This is a genomic window from Herbidospora sp. NBRC 101105, from assembly GCF_030269205.1.
Taxonomy (GTDB): domain Bacteria; phylum Actinomycetota; class Actinomycetes; order Streptosporangiales; family Streptosporangiaceae; genus Herbidospora; species Herbidospora solisilvae.
On record NZ_BSSX01000002.1, the window covers coordinates 330329 to 356541 of the forward strand.

At 71.3% G+C, this 26213-nt stretch carries 18 protein-coding genes; 12 read left to right on the plus strand and 6 right to left on the minus strand.

Annotated features, from left to right (window positions below; genetic code table 11):
* Positions 1-38: 38 nt before the first annotated feature.
* The 3 genes from QSK34_RS10425 to QSK34_RS10435 all read left to right on the plus strand — a co-directional run bounded on the left by QSK34_RS10425 (position 39) and on the right by QSK34_RS10435 (position 3884).
* Positions 39-2387, plus strand: a complete 2349-nt coding sequence (locus tag QSK34_RS10425; protein WP_285582620.1) for a glycoside hydrolase family 9 protein — start codon at positions 39-41, stop codon at positions 2385-2387.
* A gap of 142 nt (positions 2388-2529) precedes the next feature.
* Positions 2530-3117, plus strand: a complete 588-nt coding sequence (locus QSK34_RS10430) for a hypothetical protein (RefSeq protein ID WP_285582622.1) — start codon at positions 2530-2532, stop codon at positions 3115-3117.
* 56 nt (positions 3118-3173) lie between these two features.
* Positions 3174-3884, plus strand: coding sequence for a hypothetical protein (locus tag QSK34_RS10435; RefSeq protein WP_285582624.1), 711 nt, complete (start codon positions 3174-3176; stop codon positions 3882-3884).
* 142 nt (positions 3885-4026) lie between these two features.
* Here QSK34_RS10435 and QSK34_RS10440 read toward each other — a convergent pair whose 3' ends face one another.
* From QSK34_RS10440 to QSK34_RS10450, 3 genes are read right to left on the minus strand one after another with little or no spacing between them, the layout of a single operon-like run.
* Entirely contained in the window at positions 4027-6090 is a 2064-nt protein-coding gene (locus QSK34_RS10440) for a DUF4132 domain-containing protein (RefSeq protein WP_285582626.1), read from the minus strand.
* 14 nt (positions 6091-6104) lie between these two features.
* Positions 6105-8234, minus strand: coding sequence for a DUF4132 domain-containing protein (locus QSK34_RS10445; protein ID WP_285582628.1), 2130 nt, complete (start codon positions 8232-8234; stop codon positions 6105-6107).
* 1 nt (position 8235) lies between these two features.
* On the minus strand, positions 8236-8628 hold the full coding sequence (locus QSK34_RS10450; protein ID WP_285582630.1) for a hypothetical protein: 393 nt from the start codon (positions 8626-8628) through the stop codon (positions 8236-8238).
* A gap of 87 nt (positions 8629-8715) precedes the next feature.
* On the opposite strand from QSK34_RS10450, the gene QSK34_RS10455 reads away from it, so the two are divergent.
* Complete coding sequence (locus QSK34_RS10455; RefSeq protein WP_285582632.1) at positions 8716-11580, plus strand: DEAD/DEAH box helicase; 2865 nt, start codon at positions 8716-8718, stop codon at positions 11578-11580.
* Positions 11581-11632: 52 nt separating this feature from the next.
* A complete protein-coding gene (locus QSK34_RS10460) occupies positions 11633-12442 on the plus strand; it encodes an SWIM zinc finger family protein (protein WP_285582634.1) in 810 nt (269 codons plus the stop codon).
* Between the two features lie 19 nt (positions 12443-12461).
* Here QSK34_RS10460 and QSK34_RS10465 read toward each other — a convergent pair whose 3' ends face one another.
* Entirely contained in the window at positions 12462-13400 is a 939-nt protein-coding gene (locus QSK34_RS10465) for a diacylglycerol/lipid kinase family protein (RefSeq protein WP_051760407.1), read from the minus strand.
* A gap of 56 nt (positions 13401-13456) precedes the next feature.
* Positions 13457-16216 (minus strand): immune inhibitor A domain-containing protein, encoded by a 2760-nt coding sequence (locus QSK34_RS10470; RefSeq protein WP_285582638.1) that lies wholly within the window; start codon positions 16214-16216, stop codon positions 13457-13459.
* 255 nt (positions 16217-16471) lie between these two features.
* Between QSK34_RS10470 and QSK34_RS10475 the strand changes: the two genes are divergently transcribed.
* Together QSK34_RS10475 and QSK34_RS10480 are read left to right on the plus strand one after the other, a co-directional pair.
* Positions 16472-17824: an FAD-binding oxidoreductase gene (locus QSK34_RS10475; RefSeq protein ID WP_285582640.1), complete on the plus strand. Its 1353-nt coding sequence runs from the start codon at positions 16472-16474 to the stop codon at positions 17822-17824.
* 21 nt (positions 17825-17845) lie between these two features.
* Entirely contained in the window at positions 17846-19336 is a 1491-nt protein-coding gene (locus tag QSK34_RS10480; RefSeq protein WP_285582642.1) for a serine/threonine-protein kinase, read from the plus strand.
* On the opposite strand, the gene QSK34_RS10485 is transcribed toward QSK34_RS10480, so the two are convergent.
* Positions 19333-19749, minus strand: a complete 417-nt coding sequence (locus tag QSK34_RS10485) for a hypothetical protein (RefSeq protein ID WP_285582644.1) — start codon at positions 19747-19749, stop codon at positions 19333-19335. The genes QSK34_RS10480 and QSK34_RS10485 overlap by 4 nt on opposite strands.
* Before the next feature lie 273 nt (positions 19750-20022).
* Here QSK34_RS10485 and QSK34_RS10490 point away from each other — a divergent pair, with 273 nt between their 5' ends.
* From QSK34_RS10490 to QSK34_RS10510, 5 genes are all read left to right on the plus strand, one after another.
* A complete protein-coding gene (locus QSK34_RS10490) occupies positions 20023-21555 on the plus strand; it encodes an acyl-CoA carboxylase subunit beta (RefSeq protein ID WP_285583976.1) in 1533 nt (510 codons plus the stop codon).
* A gap of 5 nt (positions 21556-21560) precedes the next feature.
* Positions 21561-23480, plus strand: a complete 1920-nt coding sequence (locus QSK34_RS10495; protein WP_285582646.1) for an ATP-binding protein — start codon at positions 21561-21563, stop codon at positions 23478-23480.
* Entirely contained in the window at positions 23477-24238 is a 762-nt protein-coding gene (locus tag QSK34_RS10500; RefSeq protein WP_285582648.1) for an enoyl-CoA hydratase family protein, read from the plus strand. Before QSK34_RS10495 ends, QSK34_RS10500 begins: the two co-directional genes overlap by 4 nt.
* Positions 24238-25917 carry an acyclic terpene utilization AtuA family protein gene (locus tag QSK34_RS10505; RefSeq protein ID WP_285582650.1) on the plus strand — a complete coding sequence of 560 codons (1680 nt, stop codon included), beginning with the start codon at positions 24238-24240 and terminating at the stop codon, positions 25915-25917. The genes QSK34_RS10500 and QSK34_RS10505 overlap by 1 nt, the downstream gene beginning before the upstream one ends.
* A 79-nt stretch (positions 25918-25996) precedes the next feature.
* Positions 25997-26203, plus strand: a complete 207-nt coding sequence (locus QSK34_RS10510) for a hypothetical protein (protein WP_030454164.1) — start codon at positions 25997-25999, stop codon at positions 26201-26203.
* Positions 26204-26213: the final 10 nt, after the last annotated feature.

Below are 26213 nucleotides of genomic sequence, written 5' to 3' on the forward strand. Positions count from 1 at the left end.
GCCGCGCCCCCGACACCCCCCTCCGTAAGGACGCTCCTATGCGCCGTACGCTCCGCATCGCGGCCGTGGCACTGGTCGCCGCCGTCACCCTGCAACCGCAGCAGGCCTCCGCAGCCGTCTTCAACTACGGCGAGGCGCTGCAGAAGTCGATCCTGTTCTACGAGGCCCAGCAGTCCGGCCCGCTGCCCTCCTGGAACCGCGTCTCGTGGCGCGGCCCGTCCGGGCTGACCGACGGTTCGGACGTCGGGCTCGACCTGACCGGCGGCTGGTACGACGCCGGCGACCACGTCAAGTTCGGCCTGCCGATGGCGGCGGCCACCACGATGCTGGCGTGGGGGGCGGTCGAGTACCGCTCGTCGTACGGCACCCAGCTCACGCACCTGATGAACAACCTGCGGTTCGTCAACGACTACTTCATCAAGGCGCACCCGTCGGCCAACGTGCTCTACGGGCAGGTCGGCAACGGCGGGCTCGACCACGCCTGGTGGGGTCCGGCCGAGGCGATGCAGATGAACCGGCCGTCGTACAAGATCGACGCGAGCTGCGGCGGCGCCGACCTGGCCGGGGAGACGGCCGCGGCGATGGCGGCCTCCTCGATCGTGTTCCGGCCGACCGACCCGACGTACGCGAACACGCTGGTGACCCACGCGCGGCAGCTCTACACCTTCGCCGAGAACGTGAAGCGCGCCTACAGCGACTGCATCACCGACGCGGCCGGCTACTACCGCTCGTGGAGCGGCTTCAACGACGAGCTCGTGTGGGGCGCCATCTGGCTGCACCGGGCCACCGGTGAGGCGTCCTACCTGGCCAAGGCCGAGGCGGCGTACGCCAACCTGGGCACCGAGCCGCAGTCGACGACCAAGTCGTACAAGTGGACGATCGCCTGGGACGACAAGTCCTACGGCGCCTACGTGCTGCTGGCGAAGCTGACCGGCAAGCAGCAGTACCTCGACGACGCCAACCGCTGGCTCGACTACTGGACCGTCGGCGTCAACGGGCAGCGGGTGGCCTACTCGCCGGGCGGCCAGGCCGTGCTCGACCGCTGGGGCTCCCTCCGGTACGCCGCCAACACCTCCTTCGCGGCGCTCGTCCACAGCGACTCGATCACCGACACGACGCGCAAGGCCCGCTACCACGACTTCGCCAAGCGCCAGATCGACTACGCGCTCGGCGACAACCCGCGCAACTCGTCGTACGTGATCGGCTTCGGCGCCAACCCCCCGAAGAACCCGCACCACCGCACGGCGCACGGCTCGTGGACCGACCAGATGACCAACCCGGTCGAGACCCGCCACGTCCTGTACGGCGCCCTCGTCGGCGGCCCCCCGGACCCGAACGACGCCTACACCGACAAGCGCGACGACTACGTGATGAACGAGGTCGCGACCGACTACAACGCCGGCTTCACCAGCGCCCTGGCCCGCCTCTACGGCGAGTACGGCGGCACCCCGCTGGCCAACTTCCCCCAGCCCGAGACGGCCCCGGAACCGGAGATCTTCACCGAGGCGTCGGTGAACGCGACCGGACCCAACTTCACCGAGGTCAAGGTCATGGTCCGGAACCAGTCGGGCTGGCCGGCCCGGAACCTGACCAACGGCTCGTTCCGCTACTACTTCACCCTCGACGGCGACACCACCCCGGCCGACATCACGATCACGGCCAACTACAACCAGTGCAGCGCGCCGACCGGTCCCACCCAGCACTCCGGGGCGGTCTACTACGTGACGATCAACTGCACCGGCCAGAACATCGCCCCGGCGGGCCAGTCCCAGCACCGGCGCGAGGTCCAGTTCCGGGTGGCCAGCTCGAAGCAGTGGAGCGCGGCCAACGACTGGTCGTACGTGGGCGTGTCGACGACGCCGGGCTCGACGCCGGTGCGGGTCACCAACATCCCGCTGTACGCGGGGACGACCAAGATCTGGGGCAACACCCCGGGCAACGACCCGTCGCCCTCCCCCAGCCCGTCCCCGTCCCCGTCCCCGTCGCCCTCGCCTTCCCCCTCGCCCAGCCCGTCGCCTTCACCTTCACCTTCGCCTTCGCCGTCGCCCTCGCCGAGCCCCAGCCCGTCGCCTTCCCCGACCGGTAAGGCCTGCACGGCGACCTACACGATCAGCAGCCAGTGGGGCGGCGCGTTCGGCGGGGAGGTGTCGGTGCGGAACTCCGGCAGCGTCGCCATCACCGGGTGGACCGTGAACTGGACGTGGCCCAACGGCCAGAGCATCTCCCAGCTCTGGAACGGCCAGCACACCCAGTCGGGCTCGGCCGTGACCGTCCGGAACATGAACTACAACGGCAACCTGTCCCCCAACGCCTCGACCGGCTTCGGCTTCAACGCCAGCTGGAACGGCACCAACGGAGTGCCGGCGGTGACCTGCACCCCGGCCTGACCCGAGCCGCCCGCCTTCCCCAGACGGACCCCTCTGGGGGAGGCGGGCCCCCAAAACGGCCCCGCCCCTCATTCCGCAGGGGGGCGGGGCTTTCCACATGCGTTTCCTGGACGCCCGATTTGATGTGCGGCATTCTGCTCGCGTGACCGATCTGGACGAGCAAGCGATTTCGCCCGCCGCACGGCGAACGGGTGAGCCGCCGGGGAAGATGTTTCTTTCCTGCACGATCCTGGTGACGCTGATGGCTTTCTACCTGACCTCCGTTCCCGACCCCTATTCGGAGGCGTGGGTCTTCGGCTTCCTTGCCTGGTGCGTCATTCTTCCGACGTTCGTCGTCAAGCTGGTGCTGGCCAAGCCCGGTGGCGGATCCTCGCCGGTCCCGTCGCTGCTGGTGCTGGTGGTCTTCCCGGTCTGCCTGCTCGGAATGGCGCTCGACCTTCCCTACAAAGCGCGTTTCGCGTTGTCGGAGAGCAGCCTGGAGGCGTACGCGCGCGACGTCGCCGGCGCCGGCGCCAAGACCGATTGCCGAATGGTCGGCCTCTATAACGTCTGCGACGCGCAGCCCATCGCCGGCGGGGCCCAGCTCATGGTCACCGATCCGCCCATCGCGCAGTCCCGGGGTTTCCTGTGGCTTCCGGGCGGAACTCAACCGCCCGACGATACGGAGTGCGAGAGGTTCCGGCATCTGTCCGGCCCGTGGTGGTCGTGCAAGACCTGGGACGGATGGTGAAATTCCTTGGCGCGATGAGAACATCCGCGCCGGAAAGAACACGGTAGAACCGAAGTGTGGAATCGGATTCAGCCCGGCGTTTCCTGCACTGGTTCCATTTCGCGGTGCGCATCGTGCTGCTGCTCGTCCTGCTGGCCGGGGCCGTGCTCGTCAGCGCCACGTTCCGGCCGTCGGTCCGCACGCTCGACCAGTTCCGGTTCGCCCTTTCGTCCGGTGAGGTCGACCGGGTGACGTGGCGGGGCAACGGTGGCGAGATATGGCTGCTGACGTGGTCGGAGTCGCCGCTGGTCTGGCACGAGGTCCAGAGTGACGGGCTGCGGGATGCCAAGGGGCCGTACACGATCAAGCGGCTCAACGCCGACGCCTCGCGCAACCCGGTCGTGCCCTCGATCGTGCGGGTCGACGATCGACGGGGCGGGTCGTTCGCGCCCTCATGGCCGTTCCGGTTCCCCGGCGGCACGAACCTGTGGTGGCTGGCGGCCGCCTGGATCCTCACGTTCCTGCTCATGCTGGGGTCGCGGCCCCGGCTGGGCAACCGGTGGGCGTGGTTCTGGTTGTTCACCGTCGGGGAGATCGGCGCGCTGCTGTTCCTGGTGCTGGAACCGAGACCGCTGTGGCAGGGGCCCGGTGAAGGGCTCGGTGAGCGGCCCGCTCACGGCAGGCCGATCAGCGGTCGCACCGGCTGCCTGTACTCGATTCTGCTGGCCGTCGTCTCGGTCGGCGCCGCCCTGGGCGTCGGGGAACTCGTCAGGCTGCTGCTGGGCTGAGGCGCGGGTGATTTGATTTACGTGCCATCGCGCCCCAGCATGGCCGGGTGAAGCCCTGGGTGAAAGTCGTCTGTCTGGTCCTGGTCGTGAGCCTCGCCGGCGCGGCGTTGTTGTCGGCGGTGAACCTGGTCACGTCGTTCCTCTAGGCCGCTCTGATCTGGCGCACGATGGTCGGGTCGGTGATCGCGGTGTCGTCGGCCAGGAGGAAGGCCTTGCTGAGGATCAGCGACAGGCGGCCGTCCTCCTCGAACGGCAGGAACAGGCCGCTCGACGGGGTGGTCTTGGCGACGATGCACAGGTAGGCGTCGTTGGGCTCCATCAGGATGTTCGCCGAGTTCAGGTGGATCCGGTAGGTCCGCAGGTCACCCCTGACGACCAGGTAGCGGCCCGTCAGGGTGCAGCGGTCGGCGATGGTGAGGCGGGGCAGCAGGCGGGCCAGGGCGTCGCGGCGCACCTCGGCCGACGACGACAACTCGGCGAAGGAGCAGCTCTCCCAGTAGTGGCGCAGCTCCCCTGGTTCGCGGTCGGCCCACTGCGGCTCGGACATGATCGAGCTGACTCCGACGAACAGGTCGGCGTCGCGCATGGCCTCGCTGAAGACCAGCGGCGGGACCTCCGTGAGCGGCGCCTCCCGCCACCGGTCGCCGATGTGCCGGTCGAAGGTGACGACGGAGGTCTGGGCGTAGCCCTCCTCGTAGAGGTGGTGGCTCAGGGTGGCCCGCCACTGCCCGCCTGCCAGCACGCGCCGGGCCTGGCCGTCGTCGTGTCCGCCGTCCCAGAAGCCCATGTAGCGGGAGGTCCAGCCGCGGTCCTTGAACAGCGCGCGGATCCGTGAGTAGTGCACGATGTGCCCCTCGAACCGGCGGGAACCGGCCCCGCTCGCCTCCTCGGCCGGGGTCAGCAGATAGACCTCGCGGAACGCCTGCTTGAACGGCTGGCGGATCTCCTTGTCCTGGACGACCTCCCGCCAGGCCCGCACCTCCTCGACCGACGCCCGCGCCGGGTGCCACAACCGCACCGGCACGTCGGGGACGGTCAGCCCGAGCCGGGCCTCCCACACACCGGGCGTGACCTCGAACTCCCAGATCAGGCGGTCGGCGACCGGGTTGCCCTCCAGCTGGCGGTAGGGCGGCGGGGCCGGGCTCGTGTATCCGGCCTCCAGCGCCCTGGCCAGCGTGAGCTGCCGCTGGGCGGCCTGCCTGGCCGCGTCGTTCAGCCGTTTGACGTCGTCGGGGTGGTCGCGCCGGACCGCCGCGGGCACCGACTTGAGCTTCCGGTCGCCGTGCCACCACGACAACTCGACGGCCCCGTCGGTGGAGATGACCGCGGTGTGCTCGCCGAAGGTCTCGCGGAGCCGCCCGTCGGGCATCCGGAACGCGACGTCGAGCCGCTCGGCGAGCGTGGGCTCGATGCGCTTGAACTTCTTGGCCAGCTCCTTGGGCACCCCGGCGTGCCGGGTGATCCGGGCGGCGGTGCGCAACGAGGCGATCGCCTCGGGCGTCGGCCGGTCTTCGGTCGCGCGGGCGATCTCGTACAGCAGAGCCTGGGAGGGCAGGGTCTTGGCGTTGGTGGGCGCGACGGCGATGCCCCGTACAAGACCGTCGAGCAGGTCGGGCAGCCAGGTCTCGTCGCGGTGGAGCGCCAGCCGGGCGGCCCGGCCGAGCGCCGCGACCTCCGCGTCGTCGAAGAGCCGGGTCGTGTACGGGATCTCGCCCGCCTGCAACCGGGCGACCCTGGCCCCGGCCGACTCCAGCGAGGTGCGGGCGAAGGCGAGGTAGCCGGGCTGCTCGGCCAGCCAGTCGAGCCCGTCGATCGGCATCGGCCTGCGGGGCACCGTCCCGGCGACGCTCCGCAGCAGCTCGCTGAACAACGCCCGCCGTTCGACCTCCCAGCCGAAGACCACCGTGTTCTCGGCGACCGCGACGACCCCCTGTTTCTCGGCGACCGCGACGACCCCCTGTTTCTCGGCGAGGAAGGCCGCCAGCCGGGCGTCCATGCCCCCGATCCCGGCCGCGACCACGGTGGACCAGGTGTCCAGTCGGGGATGGCGGTCGTACATGAGGTTCTCGACCAGTTCGCGGGCCCCGGCCGCCATCACCCGCAGGTCGGGGATGTTGGCCCCGGCCAGGGTGGTCGTGTCGCGGGCGGTTCCCCCGAGCACGTCGTAGAGGCGCTTGGCGAGGGGGGAGAGTTCCATGTAGGACATGTGCGTCATTTCGGTCAGGGGCGGAGCTGGCGGGTGATGGTGGGGTCGGTGATCTCGGTGTCGGCGATGGCGAGGCGGGGCAGCAGCCGGGTCAGGGCGTCGTGCCTGACCTTGGTGGTCTCGGGGAGATCGCCGGCTTCGCCCTGCGGGCCGAGGCCGGTCGAGGCGACGCCCACGGTCAGGTCGGCGTCGCGCAGCGCCTCCGACAGGTCCCTCGGCGGCACCTCGTCGAGCGGGATCGGCACACCGCCGTCGTAGAACCGCAGCTCACCGCTGACGCAGGCGGAGACCGTGCCGGTGAGGCCGTCGCGGTCGGGGTCGACGTGGAAGTCCCAGGCGGCGGTGAGGTCACTTGGCAGCGCCTTGGTGGCGGTGCACATGTCCAAACCGGCGGCGCCGTCCCAGTGGCCCAGCGACATGCCGGTCCAGCCGCGTTCGGCGAGCAGCGCCTTGGCCTGGCCGTAGCGGAGCGGGTGTCCGGCGAAGCGCCGCGAGTGGTCGCGGGTGACCTCCTCGGCCGGGGTCAGCAGGTAGACCTCGCGGAAGGCCTGCTTGAACGGCTGGCGCAGGCCCTTCTCCAGCAGGTGGTCGCGCCACGTCCGGACCTCGTCTGCGGGGTGGCCGAGCGGGTGCCACAACCGGACCGGCGTCTCGGGGCCGGGCCGGACCCGCCGCCCGGCCGGATCGGCGAGCTCCCACCGGCCGTCGACCTGGACCGGCAGCCCGGCCGGGCCGTGGAGGACCTCCCAGATGGGGGCACGCGCGTGGGAACCGGTGACCGGGTGGTCGAGGTAGAACTCCCGGACCGTTTCCCAGCGCCAGACGCGCTCGGTGGCCATGGCCCGCTCGACGCGGAACCGCTCGGCGGGCAGCGCCTTCTTGAGCTCCTTGGCAGTGGCCCGGAACTCGGCCAGCAGCACGCGGTCGACGCTCTTGGGGATGGTCGTGCGGCCGTGGTGGGTGATCGCGCCGGTCACCGACAGGGTGAGCCCGTCTTCGGTGCGGGAGCCGTCGAAGCCCAGGCCGAAGGTGGGCACGGTGCGTTCGAGAAGCTGGTCGGAGGACAGCCCCTCCCGCGCGGCGATCGACGCCAGGATCGCGGCGACCTTGGCCAGGATGTTCCTCTTGCGGACCTTCGCCTGCACCCGGGCAAGCCATGGCACCACGTCGAGCCCGCCACGCCGGTCGAGCACGCCCAGGGCCGCGTTGGCGACCCGTTCGTTGCGCGCGTTCGGACCCGAGCCGCCCATCCCGATGCCGGTGGCGAGGGCGACGTCGCCCAGCAGGCCGGTCACCCAAGGCTCGTCGAGCGGCTCGCAGGACCAGATCATCCCGCGCAGCAGGTCGGCGGTGCGGTGCTCCATGTAGACGAGGAGCTCGACGTAACCGTTGTGCCGGAGCCTCTCCCGGTAGGCCGGTACGCGGCCCAGGATCTCGCGGACCAGCTCGGCCGCCTCGGGGGTGAGGCGTTCGGCGGCGACCTGCGCCCACCGCCTCGACGGGGTGGCGGCGGTCGCGGACGCCCAGTGGCGCACCATCGGCAGGACACGGCCCAGCCGCTCGCCGTATTCGTCGTACAGCAGGTCGGCGAAGGCGTCGTCGGCGGGCAGGAGCGAGCGCACGGCCGCGCCGGGATCGCCGGCCAGGTGCTCGGCGAGGAGGTCGTCGAGCCGCCGCATGACCGGCGACGCGATGACCCCGGGAAGTTTCTCCATCTGGCGCCGGGCGTGGGTCATGAGGGCCAGCAGGGGTTCGCGCTCGGCCACCGGCACCCGGCGGACGGCGGAGACGGGGATCTCCAGGACGGTGTCGGCGTAGCGCTCCGAGACGGTGCCCGTGGTGCGCCACAGCAGGTCCCGCTCCAGGGGTGTCCAGTTGAGCCGGCGTTTGGCCACCTGGACGAGGAACGGCCAGTCGAAGACGTCGTCGGTCAGCGTGAGCAGTTGCGCCCACAGTGCCGTCGCCCGCCATTCGGCCTCGCCCCACCCGCCGGTCAGCTCCTTGAAGCGCGGGTTGTCGATGTAGCCGTAGGGGGCACCCGGGCTGACGACGCCGTCGAGGCGGTCGAACATCCGCAGCGTCCCGGGGTCGAGCTCGTCGAGCCAGCCGCGTGACTCCGCCGGGAGCCCGTCGAGCACGCCCATCTCAGCCGCCCACCAGCGGCACCAGCTTGACGAACGACACGACCGGGTCGGTCAGCAGGTCGATCTCGGCGTCGAGGTCGAGGATCTGGCGGTCGCCGACCAGCAGCAGGAAGCCGTTGCGGAGGAACGCCGCCTCGGCCGCGTCGGCCTGCTTCTCCCAGTCGAGCCGCCGGGCCGTGCGCATGCGGTAGCCGTTGAGGTCGGCCTCGGCGTCGGTCGGCTTCACCAGGCCCCGGTAGTGGTGGGACGGCGCGGCGTTGTGACGGGCCACCTCCTCGCGCACGCGCAGCCGGACCAGCTCCCGGGCGGTGATGCGTTCGGGCAGGTCGGGCAGGGAGAACTCGGCCAGCGCGCGGCCGGTCGCGGTCTCGTCGCGGAAGGTCACCAATGCCATGGGGGCACCCGTCCTCGTGGGGAAGATCATGTGTCGGCCCCAATTCATAGCAACGGCTTCCGACAAAAACGGCGGTAGCTTGTCGGGATGCCAGTGCACGCGGTCTGGGCCGGGGGGCGGGCCGGATTCTGGGCGGAAGGTTCGCCATGCCCCGCGACGTCGGAACGTCATCCGTTCGCCGGGCCGCCGGAGGAGGTCGACGGCCGGCCCGAGGAGGTCGTGTTGCGGTTGCCGTCCGACGCCGACGGGCCGGTGCACTCGTCGTTCACCACGGCGACCCATCTGCGCGAGTGGTCCCTGTCCGCGGTCTTCCCGGGCGAGCTACCCGAACTGGAGGAGCCTTCGGGGTCGGTACGCTTCCTCGCCGCCCTCGACGAGTTCGCGCGTGACCTGGTGAGAAGAGGCCGGGTGCTGCCCGGCCTGGTCGGCCGGGAGGCCCGCTGGCGGCCGGTGCTGACGGGCCCCGACGCGAGCCGGGCCGCCGAACTGGCCGCCGCGATGCCGCCGGTGTTCCGGGCGGCCGACGCGCGGCCCGCCCGCGAGGTGCTGCACGACGCGCTGACCCGGCTGGCCGACCGGGCCGTCCGGGCCGCCCTGCCCGACCGCATCCTCATGGGCCACCGGCCGGGCAAACGCAGCCCGGTGGCCGACCAGTGGGCGGTGAGGCTGATCGGCGACGACGTCCACCTCGACGGCGACCTCGATGAGCTGCGCGCGGAGCTCGACCGCTGGCACGACGCCGCGCACGCCTTCGACGGCCCGGTCAGGGTGGCCTTCCGGCTGGCCGAGACCGGCGACGACGGCTGGGAGGTCGGCTTCTCGTTGCAGTCGGCCGACGACCCGAGCCTCGACCTGCCGGCCGCCGAGGTGTGGCGGGGGGCGCGGTTGCCGGGGGTCGTCGCGGAGAACGAGCTGCTCGCGGGGCTGGGCCGGGCGGTCCGGCTCTATCCGGAGCTCGACCGGGCGCTCCGCGACCCCCGGCCCGAAGGGCTCACGCTCGACACCCGGGGCGCGTTCGTGTTCCTCAAGAACGCCGCGCCGCTGCTGAGCGCGGCCGGGTTCGGGGTGCGCCTGCCCGCGTGGGCGGGGAGGACGAAGCTGGGGCTCAAGCTCACCACCCGCAGCCGGCAGGGGCCGAAGGCGGTCGGCGGCCAGGGCTTCGGGCTCGACCAGATCGTCGACTTCCGGGTCGACCTCGCCGTCGGCGAGCACGTCGTCTCCGAGGAGGAGCTGGCCGAGCTGGCCCGGCTGAAGGTGCCGCTGGTCCGGGTGCGCGGCCAGTGGGTCGAGCTCGACGACCGGCAGCTCAAGGCCGCGCTGAAGATCCTGGAGCAGCGCAGAGACGGCACGAGAACGGCGCGGGAGGTCATCAACGAGGTCGTGCTCGGCGGCGACGACGACCTCCCGATCACGACGGTCGACGCCGACGGCCTGCTCGGCGACCTGCTGTCGGGCGAGGCCGACCGGCGGCTGGAGCCGGTCCCCGCTCCCGAGGGGCTGACGGGTGCGCTGCGGCCCTACCAGCAGAGAGGGCTGGCCTGGCTGAGCTTCCTGTCGGACCTGGGGCTGGGCGGGGTGCTGGCCGACGACATGGGCCTGGGGAAGACGATCACGACCCTGTCGCTGCTGCTCGCCGAGCGCTCGGCATCCGCTTCCGGGAAGGCGCGACGCGGTGGATCCGGCTCGGAGACGCGCACCCCCGCGCCGACGTTGCTGGTCTGCCCGATGTCGCTGCTCAGCAACTGGCAGAAGGAGGCGGCACGGTTCGCCCCCGGTCTGCGGGTGCACGTCTACCACGGCTCCGGCCGCGAGCTGGCCGACGCCGACCTCGTGCTCACCACCTACGGCACCGCGCTGCGCGACGTCGGCCACCTGGCGGCGCGGGAGTGGGAGCGGGTGGTCTGCGACGAGGCGCAGGCGATCAAGAACAGCGCGGCCCGGCAGGCGCAGGCGGTCAGGTCGATCCCGGCCCGGACCCGGCTCGCCCTCACCGGCACCCCGGTCGAGAACCACCTCGCCGAGCTGTGGTCGATCATGGAGTTCTGCAACCCGGGCCTGCTCGGTTCGGCCCGCGCGTTCCGCGACCGGTTCCAGGAGCCGATCGAGGTGCGCCGCGACGAGAACGCCGTGGCCGCCCTGAAGCGCGCGACCGGCCCGTTCGTGTTGCGGCGGCTGAAGACCGACAAGACGATCATCTCCGACCTGCCCGACAAGCTGGAGATGAAGGTGTGGTGCACGCTCACCCCCGAGCAGGCCACCCTCTACCGCGCGGTCGTCGACGACATGATGGGCCGCATCGAGGGCAGCGAGGGCATCGAACGGCGCGGCAACGTGCTGGCCGCGATGACCCGGCTCAAGCAGGTCTGCAACCACCCCGCCCACCTGCTGAAAGACGGCTCCCGGCTGGCCGGGCGGTCGGGCAAGCTGGCCCGCCTGGAGGAGCTCTGCGAGGAGATCCTGGCCGAGGGCGAGAAGGCCCTGGTCTTCACCCAGTACGCCGAGTTCGGCTCCCTGATCCTGCCTCATCTGGAGGCCCGGCTCGACCGGCCCGTGTTGTGGCTGCACGGCGGCCTGACCAAGCGGCGGCGCGACGAACTGGTCGACCGTTTCCAGTCCGACGACGAGCCGATGATCTTCCTGCTGTCGCTGAAGGCGGCCGGCACCGGGCTCAACCTGACGGCCGCCAACCACGTGATCCACGTCGACCGGTGGTGGAACCCGGCGGTGGAGAACCAGGCCACCGACCGCGCCTTCCGCATCGGCCAGACGAAGAACGTGCAGGTCAGGAAGTTCATCTGCACGGGCACCATCGAGGAGCGCGTCGACGAGATGATCGAACGCAAACAGGCCCTGGCCGAGCGGGTGGTGGGCACCGGCGAAGACTGGCTCACGTCGTTGTCGACGGAGCAGCTCCGCGACCTGTTCACGCTGGGGCCGGAGGCGGTGGCATGACCCGCTCGCGCCTCGGCGAAGCAGGCCGGCCCCGACGATTCGAGGTGGTCCGATGAGCCCCGTGGGGAAGGACGGCTGGTTCGAGGCCGGCACGCCCATCAAGGTCGAAGGCGGCATCAGAGCGCGGGGCCGGCGCGGCACCATCGGCGAGAAGTGGTGGTCGCGGCGGTTCGTCGACATCCTGGAACGGGTCTGCGACCCCGGGCGGCTCGCACGGGGCCGCGCCTATGCCCGCCAGGGCCAGGTGGTCTCGATGACCGTCAGAGCCGGGTCGGTCGAAGCGGTGGTCCAGGGGTCGCGCCCAGAGCCGTACAGAGTCGAGATCGAGATCGAGGCCTACGGCCAGGAGGAGTGGGCGGAGCTCGAACGGGTCGTCGCGGGGCAGGCCGGTCATCGGGCCCGGCTGCTGGCGGGTGAGATGCCGAAGGAGCTCGACGCGCTGTTCGCAGGCGCCGGTTACCCGCTCTTCCCCGAGCAGGGCGAGCTGGAGATGACCTGTGGTTGCCCCGACTGGGGCAACCCGTGCAAACACCTCTCGGCGGTGCTCTACCTGCTGGCCGAGGCGTTCGACGACGACCCGTTCCTGGTGCTGGCCTGGCGCGGCAAGCCCAGGGAGCAGCTCTTGGACGACCTCCGCACCCCCGCCGACGAACCGCTGGAAGACCGGCTCGCCGACTTCTACGCGCTCAACGTCTCGGCGGCCAGGCTGAAGGGCCCACGGACTCCGGACACCCCGCCCGACCTGCTGCTCCGGGCGCTGGAGCCGCCGAAGGTGAAGGTCAGGCACATCCCGCTGCTCGACCTGCTGCGACCGGCCTATCGAAGCTTCACCGGGCCGGAGGAACCGCCGGGCGACGCCTGACCGCGACCGCTTCGGGGGCTCAGGTGTCGACGAAGCCCTGCGGCACCATGACCCGCACCCCGTTGGGGATCGTCTTGATCACCAGCGGGGTCATCAGCCGCACCTCGCCGTCGATGTCGGCGGCCATCGGCGGGTCGGTTTCGAGGAGCATCTCCTTGCCGACCACGAACGGGCCGCCCGCGAGGCTGCGCCACTTGCCGGTGGTGGCCCGCAGGAACGTCTCGCCCAGCAGCCGCAGCCGCTTGCCGGAGCCGAGCTGGTAGGCGACCAGGTTGCGGTTGTCGATGGAGATGTCGCTGGCGATCTGCCAGCCGCCGTGGAAGCGGCCGTTGGCGATGTTGAGCTGGTGGGTGAGCAGCTCGTGGCGGCGGCCCTCGACGGTGATGAAGGCCCGGAACGGCGTGTGGCCGGGCAGGATCGTCAGCGCGGTGAGCGGGTAGGCGGCCCGGCCGGCCAGCCGCTTCAGCCACGGTTTGACGGTGCCGGCGACCTCGACCGAGACCCCGAAGCTGGCCAGGTTGGCGAACGGGCGGTCGCCGCACAGGCCGAGGTCGATGTCGGCGACCTTGCCCTCGGTGAAGACGCGCACCGCGCCCGCGCGGGTCAGCGGCAGGCCGAGGCTGCGGGCGAAGTTGTTGGTGGTGCCCAGCGGCAGCACGCCGAGCGCGACGTCGCGGTGGGCGATGTGCTTGATCGAGCTGGACAGGGTGCCGTCGCCGCCGCCGACGATGAGCAGGTCGGGACCGAGGCCGAGGGCCTCGTCGAGGCGGGCGCGCAACCGGCGCGGATCGTCGACGGGGAACACGCCGAGCGGCGAGAAGCCGGCTTCGCGGATGAGCCGCACGACTTCGGCGAAGTGTTTGCGGCCCCGGCGCGATTTGGTGTTCACGACGACGGCGGCCCGGCGATTCTCCCGGATGGCCGCCGTATGGTCGAGCTTGCTCCGCACCCTGCACATGGTAGTGCCCGGCGGTCTCCCGCCGGGCACCGGTCAGCCGAACGCGATCTTAACGGCTACTTCTTCGGCGGGGTCACCTGGACGATGACACCGAGGTTCAGCGGCAGCGGGCTGACGAGCTTCAGCTTCACGCCGAGCTCCTTGCCCTCGTCACCGGGGTTGCCGGAGCCGAGCACGAACCCGTTGACGTTCTCGCCGTACAGGTCGGTGGCCGGGCTGCCGTCGGGGTTGACGATCCGGGCGGTGTAGGCCTGGTTGTCCTTCGACGGCACGACCGCCGAGGCGTCGCGCAGGCGGAAGTAGAGCCCGTCGGGACGGTTCTCCAGGCCCGGGTACCAGGTCTTGGCGTCGGTGAACTCCTTGACCGGGTTCTGCGCCGGGAAGCTGGTGCAGTACTCGACGAACGGCTCGGCCGCCGGCTCCAGGCACTCCTTGAACGGATACGTCTTGCCGAAGCCGAAGGCCGCGTTGGAGGCCTGCGGACGCATCGGGATGTTCTTCAGGGCGCTGGTGTCCTTCGTCGCGGCGACGCCGGAGCGGCGCAGCGGCTCGAAGTGCGAGTCGACCAGCAGGAGCTGGCCCTTCGACCCCACCGACGGCAGGTTGAACTGGTTGGCGGCCGGGTTGTTCATGCCGTACGACGCGTCGCGCAGCCACACGAGGAGGCCGGGGGCGTTGTAGGCGACCTTCTCGACCTTCCAGGCGCCGTCGCGCTGCCAGGTGGTGTCGTAGGTGTACTTGAGGCCCTGGTCGAAGCCGTCGTAGTTGCGCCACTCGGCCAGGTAGTACTGCTCGGAGTTGATCGAGCCGCCGTGGATGTTCCAGCCCGCGCCGGTCGTGTCGGTGAACGTGCCGGTGGTGGCGGTCCAGCCGTTGGCGCCGCCCTCGACGTCGTCGCTCCAGACGGTCGCGCCACCGGCGGTGACGGCGAAGTCGTCGGAGAACCAGCCGCGCTCGATGGCGGCCTCGTCGGTGTTGTACGCCAGGCGGATCTGGATGGTGCTGCCCGCGAACGGCGTCAGGTCGACGTAGTCGTGCCGCCAGCCGTGGGTGTCGCCGGTCAGGCCGTACTTCTTGTTGCCGAAGTCGTGCATGCGGCCGTTCGGGTCGGCGTAGCCGTCGTCGGTGGTGACGAGCGTGCCGTCCTCGGAGTAGACCTTCTGCTGGGCCCAGGTGGCGCCGCCGTCGGTCGAGACCTCGACGAAGCCGAAGTCCCACTCCTCCTCGATGGTGTAGTCGTTCCACATCCAGAAGCGGGGGTCGCCGGTCGCCGGGACCTGGACGGTCCGGGTCAGCTTGCTGTCGGCCCACATCTGGTCGTTGTTCGACCACCACATGTTCGCGCCCGAGTGGGGCGTGGCCATGACGACGTGCTTGGACGGCAGGTTGATGCGCAGGCCGTCCTCGGTCAGCTTGGGCGTGCGCGAGGTCTGGCCGATGGTGACGAGCTTGGTCTTGTCACCGGGGTTGACGACCTCGGGGTCGACCCAGCCGAGCACCCACTTGTCCCACAGGCCCATGTGGGTCGGCATCGACTGGAAGATCGGGCCCGAGTGGGAGCCGGTCGACATCAGGTCCCAGAACTCCACCGAGCTGTCGCCGGCGCCCGAGGCGTCGTACAGGTCGGGCAGGCCGAGGTCGTGGCCGTACTCGTGGGCGAAGACGCCGACGCCGGAGTCCTCCGGCTGCACGATGTAGTTGGCGATCTTCTTGTTGGTGCCGGGGACGGTGTAGCCGCCGGGGATGGTCGAGGAGTGCGCCCAGATGGCGTACGTGCCCTCGGCGCCGCCGCCGCCCGACTTGTCCTCACCGGCGTGCACCAGCACGAGGTGGTCGATGACGCCGTCGGGCTCCAGGACGTTGCCGTCGCCGTCGGCGTCGGCGGTGTCCTCGATGTCGTAGTCGGCCCACGGGAAGTCCGGCTGCTGCTGCGCGAGCACGTTCACCGCGTCGATGCCGAGCTGGGCCGGGCCCGCCGGGTTGTCGGGGTGGCCGGCCATCTGCTGCGGGTAGGTGCCGCACTGGCCGGCGCCGTACCAGGCCTCGGAGTGGGGGACCTTCAGCCAGCCGATCGCCGCGCCCGAGACGGTGTAGGCGCCCTTCGACATCTCCTCGTACATCTTCTTCATGGTGAAGCCGGAGATGTCGATGCCCTTCTTGCCGTCGCGGGGGTCCTTGAGGTCCTTGCGGACCCGCTCGGTGATCCCCTTGTCGGAGTAGAGCATCTTGTTGAAGTGGTCGGTGCTGAAGTTCGGCACCCAGAAGGAGTTGTTGTCCTTCCCGCCGCCCGCGGCCGTGGCCGGGTCGGGGATGTTGTTGTGCAGCGGGCCGTTCATCTTCGTGCCGGCCGGCTCGGTGACGCACGTGTTGATGTCGGCGGTCGACACCGGGCGGACGAAACCGGAGAAGTCGTCGTTGGCGTTCTCGTTGAACTCCACGAGAAGCGTCAGCAGTTTGGCCGTACGCTTCGTGCCCGCCTTCTTGTAGATGAAGTCGAACGGGTTCTGTCCGGTGCGGATGGCGCGGCGCTCGTTGTTGGCGAGCGTCCGGGCGGCGACGGGGTTGCCGCCGGCGTACTTGTGGTCGATCTCCTCGGCGATGGCCTGGGTGGCCTGCCGGTTCGCCTTGGCCGCCTCGCTCAGCTTCTCGGCCGAGCGGTCGGAGGTGTCCGACTGCGCGCGCGGGGGCGTGTAGTTGATGTAGTGGTCGCTGAGCGACGGGGTCCAGCGGGCCACCGTGGTGTCCGCCGAAGCCGGGACCGTGGCCGCGGTGAGCCCCGCGGCCAGCAGCCCGAGCGCGGGCACGATGGCGGCCAACCGCCGCGCCCTGCGAGGGGATGCTGCAAAGGCTGACAAGTGATTCCTCCCTCACCCGGTAGTCAGCCGGGCTTGTCGAGGCGCGCGGGGGTGGTGCGCGCCACCGTGCGGTCGTGGCGAAACCGCCACATCCGCCGCAACGGGACGTTAGATCACTCGGTAAAGGAAAAGTAAAGCGAATGGGGGATGTTGCGAAACCGATATCGATTGATCGCCTTACCGTGCATGTCAGACCCGTTGGTACTGTTTCGGGATGTGGACGACCTCATCTCAGCGCTGGCTCCCGGACGGGTGCTGACCGACCCCGACGTGACCGCCTCCTACGCCCGTGACCGCACGTTCCTGCAGGCCGGAGCGGTTCGTGCGGTGGTCCTGGCGGAGTCGCGCGACGACGTCGTGGCGACGATGAAATGGGCCACCGCCAACGGGGTCCCGGTGGTGCCGCGCGGCGCCGGCACGGGGCTGGCCGGAGGGGCGGTGGCGGGCGACGGGTCAATCGTCCTGTCACTGGCCCGCATGACTCGGATCGTGGAACTCTCCCCCGACGACGAGATCGCGGTCGTCCAGCCCGGCGTGATCACCGCCGACCTCGACCGCGCCGCCCGCGCCCACGGGCTCATGTACGCCCCCGACCCGTCGTCCTACGAGATCTCCACGATCGGCGGCAACCTGGCCACCAACGCCGGGGGCCTGCGCTGCGTGAAATACGGCGTCACCCGCGACTCGGCCCTGGGCCTGGAGGTCGTGCTGGCCGACGGCCAGGTGATCAACACCGGCCGCCGCACCATGAAGGGCGTCACCGGCTACGACCTGACCGGTCTGTTCGTCGGCTCGGAGGGCACCCTCGGGATCATCACCGAGGCCACGGTCCGGCTGCGCCGCGCCCCGGACCGGCCGCCGGTGACGATGGCGGCCGAGTTCACCTCGTTGCGCGCCGCCGCCTCGGCGGTGGCCGCGATCATCGCGGCGGGTTGCCGGCCCTCGATGCTGGAGCTCATCGACCGCAACACCCTCGTGGCGATCGACGACTGGCGGCACATCGGCCTCGAACCCTCGACCCAGGGCATGCTGCTGGCCCAGTCGGACGCCACCGACGGCGAGGAGGCGGCCGACCGCATGACGGCGATCTGCGAGGAGCACGGCGCCACGTTCGCGGCCCGGTCGACCACCCCCGAGGAGGCCGACGAGCTGATCGCGGTCCGGCGGTTGGCCTACCAGGCCAAGGAGCGCCTCGGCGAGTGCCTGACCGAGGACGTCTGCGTGCCGAGGTCGAAGCTGCCCGACATGATCGCCGAGATCGAGGCCGTCGCCCGGCGGCACGACGTGCGGATCTGCACCGTCGCCCACGCCGGCGACGGCAACCTGCACCCGGTGTTCATCTTCGAGCGCGGCCTGCCCGAGCCGCCCCCGCACGTGTGGGCGGCGGCCGACGAGATCTTCCGCGCCGCGCTGCGCCTCGGCGGCACCCTCACCGGGGAGCACGGCGTGGGCCTGCTGAAGAAGCGGTGGCTGGAGCTGGAGAGCGGGCCCGTCGTGGCATCCCTCCAGACCGGGATAAAGCAGGTCTTCGACCCCCACAACATCCTTAACCCGGGCAAGGCCATCTGACCCACTGGTAGCGTGCTCCCCATGGTGGAAGGCGACCCCTCAAGGCTGGGGCCGTTCGAGATCGTCGGCCGGCTGGGCGAGGGTGGCCAGGGCGTCGTCTACAGGGGCGTGACCCCCGACGGCGCGACCGTGGCCGTGAAACTGCTGCACACCCGGCTCAGCGCCGATCCGGCGGCCCGCGCCCGCTTCCTGCGCGAGGTCAGCCTGGCCCAGCGGGTGGCCCGGTTCAGCACCGCTCCGGTCCTGTACGCCGACCTGGCCGGAAACCAGCCCTACATCGTCAGCGAGTACGTCCCGGGCCCGTCCCTGAAAGACCTCGTCGAGCGGGAGGGCCCGCGCCGCGGCGCGGCGCTCGAACGGCTGGGCATCGCGACCGCGACCGCCCTGGCGGCGATCCACCAGGCCGGGATCACCCACCGCGACCTGAAGCCGGCCAACGTGCTGATGGGCCCCGAGGGCCCGGTCGTGATCGACTTCGGCGTGGCCAAGGCGCTCGACGCTCCGCAGGCCACGATGAGCGGCACCACCATGGGCACCCCCGCCTACCTGGCCCCCGAGTTACTGAGCGAGGCCACCGCGAGCCCCGCCTCCGACGTGTTCGCGTGGGGCGTCACCATGGTCTTCGCGGCCACCGGCCGCCCGGCGTTCGGCGCCGACTCGATCCCGGTCGTGCTGAACCGCATCCTGCACTCCGAGCCCGACCTCGGCGGGGTCGAGGAGCCGATGCGGACCCTGGTCGCGCGCTGCCTGGCCAAGAATCCGGCCGACCGCCCGACCCCCGAGCAGCTGATCGCCTACCTGCGCGGCGACCACGGCGTGATCCAGGCGTCCCCCGCGAGACGCGGCCGGACGGTGCTGGCCGCCGCGACGGCCGTGGTCCTCCTGGGCGGCGCCGCCTACGTCCTGACCCGGCCCGCGCCGCGCACCGCGATGGCCGCGCCGACGGCCGCCCCGGTCATCGCGCAGCTCACCCCGACCAAGCGCGCCCCCCGCCCGTCGCTCTCCCCGGTCGCGGCCCAGCCCGAGCCGCCCGCGCCGACGACGGAGGCCCCGACCGAGCGCCCCGACGTGGTCGACAAGCCGCGCCCGAGCCTGACCCCGACGCCCTCGCCGTCGCCCAGCCCCTCGCCGTCCCCGTCGCCGTCCCCCTCGCCCAGCCCGAGCCCGGCGAAGGTCAGGGAGCCCAACCCCAACACGCCCGAGGGCCTGTGCGGAGCCGGGTTCACGGTCGTCGACCGGCACCGCTGGCAGAACGGCCGGGCCACCACCTATCTCCTGTACGAACAGGCGACCGGCCTCAACTGCGTGGTCACCCTGTCGAAGAACGTCATCCCCGGCACCATCAAGATGGGCGCCCTCCTTCGCGTGCAGAAGGGCGCCCACGGCAACGACTGGGGCCGCTACACCGCCTACGCCGGCCCGATCCGCCTCCTGGCGAAGAACAAGTGCGTCGTCTGGGGCGGCGGTTTCGCGAAGGCCACCTGGCAGAGCGGCTGGACCCACTGCGGCTAGAGCCGCTTCTCGTTCCAGGTGTAGTAGAGGTAGGTGCTGCCGGGGCCGGTCAGCGTGCCGTAGACCTGCCAGAAGCTGTTGGGGGCGAGCGAGTAGCGGAAGATCTTGTCGCCGGGCCGGTCGTCCGTGAACGTGCTCCAGCTTCCGTTGTTGTAGATCCGCACCTCGATCGAGAACGTCTCGTTGTCGGGGATGTCGAGGCAGATCTCGTAGTCGTACGCCAGGTTGGCGCCGATGTTGTAGCTGCGCCCGTCGATGGCCCCCCGCTCCATGTTGGTGGGCACGTAGCTGGTGTGGACCCGCGTGTACGTGCCCGTGGAGCAGTCGACCGGGGAGGTCGCCGCGGACACGGGAGTGATGCCGGTGAGCATGGCGCCGATGACGCCGACGACAACGAAGATGATGCGCTTCATGCCTCTCCTCATCCGTGCAGATAGTTGAAGACTCAATGAGTCTGATGAGGTCGCCATGGCCGGACAAGGCCGGACAGGAGTTTCCACGAACGGGAGTCAAGCGGGGCCACGTTGAGCTGCGCCGATGAACAGGTCAAGGCTTACTTCGCCTGAAATTAGGCTGAAAGCCGCATGTCAGGGGGTTCGGGGGTCGTCCGCCCGCGCGGAAGATTAAACTCACCGAACGTGATCGAACCTCCCGACTCGGCGGAAACGCAGCGGCGGCGTGCGGCGATGCTCGACAGGATCGCCGAACTGGCGGCCGAGCACGCCAAAGCGGTCGAAGGCGGCGGGCAGAAGTACGTCGACCGGCATCACGCCCGGGGCAAGCTCCTGGCCCGTGAGCGCGTGGAGCTGCTGCTCGACCCCGGCGCCCCCTTCCTCGAACTGTCCCCGCTGGCCGCCTGGGGGTCCGACTTCCCCGTCGGCGCCAGCGTGGTCACCGGCATCGGCGTGGTCGAGGGCGTCGAGTGCGTGATCGTCGCCAACGACCCGACCGTCCGGGGCGGCGCGTCGAACCCCTGGACGCTGCGCAAGACGCTGCGGGCCACCCAGATCGCCCTGGAGAACCGGCTCCCGCTCGTCAACCTGGTCGAGTCGGGCGGCGCCGACCTGCCGACGCAGAAGGAGATCTTCATCCCGGGCGGGCGCGTGTTCCGCGACCTGACCCGGTTGTCGGCGGCCGGCATCCCGACGATCGCCCTGGTCTTCGGCAACTCCACCGCCGGAGGCGCCTACGTGCCGGGGCTGTCCGACCACGTCGTCATGGTCCGGGAACGCGCCAAGGTGTTCCTCGGCGGCCCGCCGCTGGTCAAGGTCGCGACCGGCGAGGACGCCGACGACGAGTCGCTCGGCGGCGCCGAGATGCACGCCCGCGACTCGGGCCTGGCCGACTACCTGGCCGAGTCGGAGCACGACGCCCTGCGCATCGGGCGCGACATCGTCAAACGGCTCAACTGGCGCAAGCTGGGCCGGGCCGCCAGGCCGAGCCGCCCGCCGCTGCTCGACGAGGACGGACTGCTCGGCGTCGTCCCCGAAGACCTGCGTGTCCCGTTCGACCCGCGCGAGGTGATCCGCCGGATCGTCGACGCGAGCGAGTTCGACGAGTTCAAGCCGCTCTACGGCCCGAGCCTGGTGACCGGCTGGGCCGTGATCCACGGCTACGACGTCGGCGTCCTGGCCAACGCGCGGGGCGTGCTGTTCGGCCAGGAGGCGCAGAAGGCCGCCCAGTTCATCCAGCTCGCCAACCAGTCGCGCACGCCGCTGCTGTTCCTGCAGAACACCACCGGCTACATGGTCGGCAAGGACTACGAGCGGTCCGGGATCATCAAGCACGGCTCGATGATGATCAACGCGGTGGCCAACTCCACGGTCCCTCACCTGACGGTCGTCATGGGGGCCAGCTACGGCGCGGGCAACTACGGGATGTGCGGGCGGGCCTACGACCCCCGGTTCCTGTTCAGCTGGCCGAGCGCGAAGTCGGCGGTGATGGGCCCGGCCCAGCTCGCCGGGGTGTTGTCGATCGTCGGCCGGGCCGCCGCCGAGGCGCGCGGGCAGGCGTTCGACGAGGAGGGCGACGCGGCCATGCGCGCGATGGTCGAGGCGCAGGTCGAGGCCGAGTCGCTGCCGTTCTTCCTGTCCGGCCGCCTCTACGACGACGGGGTGATCGATCCGCGCGACACCCGGACCGTCCTCGGGTTGTGCCTGTCCGCCATCGGCTCGGCACCCGAGCCGCCCGCCGCCGGTTTCGGCGTCTTCCGGATGTGAGTCAGATGATCAGTCGGGTTCTGGTGGCCAACCGGGGCGAGATCGCGCGCCGGGTGATCCGCGCGTGCGACACGCTGGGGATCGAGACGGTCGCGGTGTTCAGCCACGCCGACGCCGGGTCGCGGCACGTCGCCGAGGCCGGGGCGGCGGTCGGCCTGGGCGACGTGAAGGCGTACACGGACGCCGGGAAGCTGGTCGCGGCGGCGCGGGCGGCGGGCGCCGACGCGGTGCACCCGGGCTACGGGTTCCTCTCCGAGGACGCCGGGTTCGCGCGGGCGGTGGTCGAGGCGGGGCTGACCTGGATCGGGCCCTCCCCCGAGGCCATCGCGGCGATGGGCGACAAGATCGAGGCCAAGGCGCTGATGGCCGAGGCCGGGGTGCCGTTGCTGCCCACCGTGACGTTCGCGGGCGGGGTCGAGGAGCCGCCCGCCGACCTCGTCTACCCGCTGCTGCTGAAGGCGTCGGCCGGGGGCGGCGGGCGCGGGATGCGGGTCGTGCGGTCGGCCGACGAGCTCGCCGAGGCGGTCGAGTCGGCGGGCCGCGAGGCCGCGGCGGCGTTCGGCGACGGGACCGTGTTCGCCGAGCCGCTGCTGGAGCACGCCCGGCACATCGAGGTGCAGATCCTCGCCGACACCCACGGCACCGTCTGGGCGCTCGGCGAGCGCGAGTGCTCGATCCAGCGCCGCCACCAGAAGGTCCTGGAGGAGGCGCCCTCCCCCGGCGTGACCCCCGACCTGCGGCGCGCGCTGGCCGACGCGGCGGTGAACGCGGCCCGCGCCATCGGCTACACCGGCGCCGGGACCGTCGAGTTCCTGCTGGCCGGCGACCAGTTCCACTTCCTGGAGATGAACACCCGCATCCAGGTCGAACACCCGGTCACCGAGGCCGTCTACGGCGTCGACCTGGTCCGCCTGCAGATCGAGATCGCCGAGGGCGCCGCCCTGCCCGGCCTGCCGCCGAGCCCGGTCGGCCACGCCATCGAAGTGCGTCTGTACGCCGAGGACCCGGCCGACGGCTGGACGCCGCAGAGCGGCCGCCTGCACCGCTTCGAGGTGCCCGGCGTGGAGGCCGAGTTCGCGCAGGGCGGCCTGCGGCTCGACTCGGGCGTGGTGTCCGGCGACGAGATCGGCACCTTCTACGACCCGATGCTGGCCAAGGTCATCGCCTACGCCCCCACCCGCGAGGCGGCGGCGCGGAGGCTGGCCACGGCGCTGGCCGGCGCGAAGCTGCACGGCCCGGCGACCAACCGCGACCTGCTCGTGCGCGTCCTGCGCCACCCGGAGTTCCTCCAGGGCCAGACCGACACGGGTTTCCTGACCCGTCACGACCTGGGGCCGCTCGCCGACCCCGAGACCGTGCGGTTCTCGGCGCTGGCGGCGGCCCTCGCCCAGGCGGCCCGGCCGAGGAAGACGCTCGGCGACCTGCCGCCGGGCTGGCGCAACGTCGTGTCCCAACCCCACCGGGTGTCCTTCGCCGAGGCCGGGGAGGTCACCTACCTGCACACCCGCGACGGCCTGCGGTCCTCGCCCGAGGCGGTCCTCGTGTCGGCCGCGCCGGACCAGGTGGTCCTGGAGATCGCCGGCGTGCGGCGGGTCTTCGCGGTGGCCTCCTACGACGACGCCGTGTACGTCGACTCCTCGCTCGGCAGCGTCCGGCTGACCCCGCTGCCCCGGCTGCCGGAACCGGTGGTGCAGACTCCTCCTGGGTCGTTGCCCGCCCCGATGCCCGGGACCGTGCTGCGGGTGGAGGTCGGCGTGGGTGACACGGTGAAACCGGGGCAGACGGTCGTGGTGCTGGAGGCCATGAAGATGGAGCATCGCATCACGGCCCCCGCCGAGGGGGTGGTGGCCGAGCTGACCGCCGTCGCCGGGCGGCAGGTCGACGCGGGCACACCACTGGCCGTGATCAAGGAAGTGACACAGTGACCGAGGTCGTACACATGGCCGTCGAGCGCGGGGTGGCCACGGTCACCCTCGACTCGCCGCGCAACCGCAACGCCCTGTCGCGGCAGCTCGTCGAGGAGCTGTCGGCCCACCTGGAGGCGGCCGGGTCCGACGGCGACGTCCGGGCGGTGCTGCTCACCCACACCGGCCCGGTGTTCTGCGCCGGGGCCGACCTGTCGGAGGCGGCGGCCGAGGGCATGGAGGCCGGCACCCGCCGCATGATCGACCTGTTCACGCTGGTCGTCGAGCTGCCCAAGCCGGTGGTCTGCCGGGTCGCGGGCAAGGCGCGGGCGGGCGGCCTGGGGCTGCTCGGCGCGTGCGACGTCGTCGTGGCCGACGACGGCGGCGACTACGCGTTCACCGAGGCCCGCCTCGGCCTCGCGCCCGCGATGATCTCGCTGACCCTGCTGCCGCGCCTCGACGGCCGGGCCGCCGGGCGCTACTTCATCACCGGCGAGACGTTCGGCGCGATGGAGGCCGAGCGCATCGGCCTGCTGACCCGGGCGGTGCCGCTGCCGCAGCTCGACGACGCGGTCGAGAGTGTGCTCGACGGCCTGCGCGCGGCCTCGCCGCAGGGCCTGGCGGAGTCGAAGCGGCTGGTCACCGAGCCGGTCCGGCGGCTGCTGGCCGAACGCGGCGACGAGATGGCGACCCTGTCGGCCAAGTTGTTCTCCTCGGCCGAGGCGCGTGAGGGCATGAGCGCCTTCCTGCAGAAGCGCCCGCCCGCCTGGGCCGTCTGATGGTGCGCATCGCCAACTGCTCGGGCTTCTACGGCGACCGTCTGTCGGCCGCGCGGGAGCAGGTCGAGGGCGGCCCGATCGACGTGCTCACCGGCGACTGGCTGGCCGAGCTGACCATGCTCATCCTGGCCGGGAACCGGATGAAGGGCCGCCCCGGCTACGCCACGACGTTCGTGACGCAGCTCTCCGACGTCCTGGCGACCTGCCTCGACCGCGGCATCAAGATCGTGTCGAACGCGGGCGGCCTCGACCCGGAGGCCTGCGCGCAGGCGATCAGGGAACTCGGCCTGCCGGCCAAGGTGGCGACCGTCACCGGCGACGACCTCATGCCGCGGCTGCCGGAGCTCGGGCCGCTGGTCAACCTCGACACCGGCGAGACCCTGACGGAGAAACCGGTCACCGCCAACGCCTACCTGGGCGGCTTCCCCATCGCCGCCGCGCTCTCGGCGGGCGCCGACGTCGTGGTGACCGGCCGCGTCACCGACGCGGCCCTGGTCACCGGTCCCGGCATCTGGCGGTACGGCTGGGGCCCGGCCGACCTCGACGCGCTCGCCGGCTCGGTCGTGGCCGGGCACGTCATCGAGTGCGGCTGCCAGGCCACCGGCGGCAACTACGCCTTCTTCGACGAGATCCCCGACCTGGCCCGCTGCGGCTTCCCCATCGCCGAACTGCACGACGACGGCTCCTCCGTCATCACCAAACACCCCGGCACGGGCGGCGCGGTCACCGTGGGCACCGTCACCGCCCAGCTCCTGTACGAGATCGCCGGCCCCCGTTACCCCGGCCCCGACGTGACGGCCCGGTTCGACACGATCCGCCTCATGCAGGAGGGCCCCGACCGCGTGTCGGTGAGCGGCGTGCGCGGCGAGGCGCCCCCGCCGACGCTCAAGGCCGCGGTCAACGTGCTCGGCGGATACCGGAACACGATGACCCTGGTGGTGACCGGTCTCGACGCCGACCGCAAGGCGCAGGTCGCCGAGGAGGCCGTCTGGGCGCGGGTGCCCAGGGAGACCTTCGAGCAGACGTACACGGAACGGAACGGCGACCTGCTCCGGATCACGGTCATGGACCCCGACCGGCGCAAGGCCGGGCGCCTGTTCTCCTCGGCCGTGGTGGAGACGGGGCTGGCGAGCTACCCGGGCTTCTACGGCCTGACGCCGCCGGGCGACGCCTCTCCCTACGGGGTCTACTGGCCGGTGGCGGTGCCCCGGGTGGCCGCCTCGGTCACCCTCGACGGCGCGGAGGTGCCGTTCGAGGAGGCCCTGCCGGAGGCGGGCGAGGCCGCTCCGGTGGTCACCGAGGGGCCCGAGGCGCCCGGGCCGTGGTTCTCCCCGCCGATGCCGATCCCGCTGAACGGCGAGGAAGAGCTCCGACCTCTGGGCCTCATCGCCGGGGCGCGGTCGGGCGACAAGGGCGGCAACGCCAACCTCGGCGTGTGGGTGCGGTCGGCCGACCACTACGCGTGGCTGCGGAGCTATCTCACCGCCGAACGGCTGCCCGAGTTGCTGCCCGAAGTGACCGGATTGCGCATCGACCGCCACACGTTCCCGAACCTGCTCGCCGTCAACTTCGTCGTCCACGGCCTGCTCGGGCGGGGGGTCGCCGCCAGCCCGCTGATGGACGCCCAGGCCAAGGCCCTCGGCGAACGCCTGCGGGCGGTCCTGGTGCCGCTGCCCTGAGTCCATACCGAAATCGCAGCGAAACGTGAGCCCTCCTACAATTGCTCGCAATTGCGACTGTACGGAAGGACACCCCCTCATGCGCCTCCGCTTCCTCGGCACCACCTCCGAGGCCACGTCGTGCCCCGCCCTGTACGAGACCGACCGCGGCACCATCGTCGTCCAGGGCACGGAGGTGGTGGATCCGGAGGCCAGAGCCGATCTCCGGCACCTCGCCGACTACGAGACCGCCGTCGAGGTCCCGCGGGAACTCCTGGTCGAGATCGCACGCAAGGTCTTGACCTGATCACGATTAG